Annotated in this window: 3 protein-coding genes; 1 reads left to right on the top strand and 2 read right to left on the bottom strand. The window is 74.2% G+C overall.

Translation table 11 applies throughout. From position 1 onward, the window contains the following. Together N869_RS14880 and N869_RS14885 are read right to left on the bottom strand one after the other, a co-directional pair. The coding region (locus N869_RS14880) for an alcohol dehydrogenase catalytic domain-containing protein (protein ID WP_035062945.1) at positions 1-347 on the bottom strand (347 nt) is incomplete at its 3' end. A 60-nt stretch (positions 348-407) separates the two neighbouring features. Continuing rightward, a complete protein-coding gene (locus tag N869_RS14885; RefSeq protein WP_035062943.1) occupies positions 408-755 on the bottom strand; it encodes a cupin domain-containing protein in 348 nt (115 codons plus the stop codon). A 115-nt stretch (positions 756-870) separates the two neighbouring features. Between N869_RS14885 and N869_RS14890 the strand changes: the two genes are divergently transcribed. Beyond that, positions 871-1,719: carboxylate-amine ligase (locus tag N869_RS14890; RefSeq protein WP_035062947.1), on the top strand; the 849-nt coding region annotated here is incomplete at its 3' end.

Below are 1,719 nucleotides of genomic sequence, written 5' to 3' on the forward strand. Positions count from 1 at the left end.
CGCAGGGCGCCGTCGTTGGTCCCGTGGCCGGCGAACCTGACCGTGGGGCACAAGTTGCGGTGCCCGGCCAGGCACATGCGGCAGGTGGTGCACGGGATGGCGGGGTCGACTGCGACGAGACTGCCGGCGTGGGGGCCGTCCAGGGCGAGGCCGGCGAACTCGTGGCCCAGGACCAGGGGGTGGTCCAGGGCGGCGTCGCCGATCCCGCCGCCGTGGAACCAGTGCAGGTCCGACCCGCACAGGCCGACGGCCTGGACCTGGACGAGGGTGTGCCCGGGCTGTGGTGAGGGGTCCGGTTCGGTGGCGAGGCGGAGGTCACCGATGCCGTGGAGCCGCGCCACGCGCATGCTGGTCCTCCGTCGTCGCTCGGGGGCTGTCGGGTCCGGCAGGTCGGGTGGTCGTGGTGGTCACCGGGCGCGCGCCGGTTCGTCCTGGGGCGGGACGCTGGTGACGGTGGTGAGCAGGAACACGGAGTCCACGACCGCGGCGACGCCGTGGCGGTCGTGGGTGAGCAGGGCGAGGGTGCCTTCGGTGACGTCGGGCTCGGGCACGCCGGTGAGGCGGACGTGGCCGGCGAGGACCTGGAGGGTCGCTGCGTGCGGGGTGTTGTGCTCGGCGAGCTCGGCGCCCGCGACCAGGGCGATGACGGTCTGGCGCAGCACCCCGTCGTGGATCAGCAGCTCCGCGGACCGGCCGTGCTCGTCCTGGCGGGCGAGGTCGAGGTGCCGGCGTGCGATCTGGGGTAGGTCGGCCATGGTGCCTCCTGGGGTCGTCGGTCCAGCGTCCCGGGGCTGGGGCCGTGGGGCAAGTGCGGGCCGGGTGGGCGCCCACCGCAGGACATATGGCGCACGCGCCCGCAGACTGCTTGCCATGACGTCACCTGGACGGACGATGGGCGTGGAGGAGGAGTACCTCCTGCTGGGTGCTGACGGTGTGCCGACGGCGGTCGCTGGTGCGGCCCTGAAGGCGGTGGAGGAGTCGGGGGGCGATCAGGACGTGCCCGGTGGTGATGTGGGTGGTGAGCTGAAGCAGCAGCAGCTGGAGACGGGGACCCGGCCGTGCACGGACCTGGGCGAGCTGTTCGCCGAGCTGCGTGCTGCGCGGGGGCGGGCGCAGGAGGCGGCGGCGTCGACGGGGGCGCGGATCGCTGCGCTGGGGACCTCGCCGGTGGAGGTGACGGCGGTCTCGTCGCCGAACCCGCGGTACCTGGAGCTGAACCGGAGGTTCGGGCTGACGGCGCGTGAGCAGCTCACGTGCGGGTGCCACGTGCACGTGGGTGTGGCCGACGAGGAGGAGGGTGTGGCGGTCCTGGACCGGATCGGCCGGTGGTTGCCGGTGCTGCTGGCGCTGTCGACGAACTCCCCGTTCTGGCACGGGGCGGACAGCAGCTATGCGAGCTACCGCTCCCAGGTGTGGAGCCGGTGGCCGAGCGCGGGGCCGACGGCGCTGTTCGGGTCCCCGGCCGGGTACCGGGAGGTGGTGGAGCAGATGGTCGCCACCGGGACGATCATGGATGCGGGGATGGTGTACTTCGACGCGCGGCTGTCGCAGCGGTACCCAACGGTCGAGGTGCGGGTGGCGGACGTGTGCCTGGAGGCCCGGGACGCGGCGCTGGTCGCGGCGCTGGCGCGGGGCCTGGTGGAGACCGCTGCCGGTGAGGCGCGCCGGGGTGAGGCCGCTCCCCCGGTCCGGGTGGAGCTGCTGCGGGCGGCGACCTGG

This window comes from Cellulomonas bogoriensis 69B4 = DSM 16987 (assembly GCF_000767165.1).
GTDB lineage: Bacteria > Actinomycetota > Actinomycetes > Actinomycetales > Cellulomonadaceae > Actinotalea > Actinotalea bogoriensis.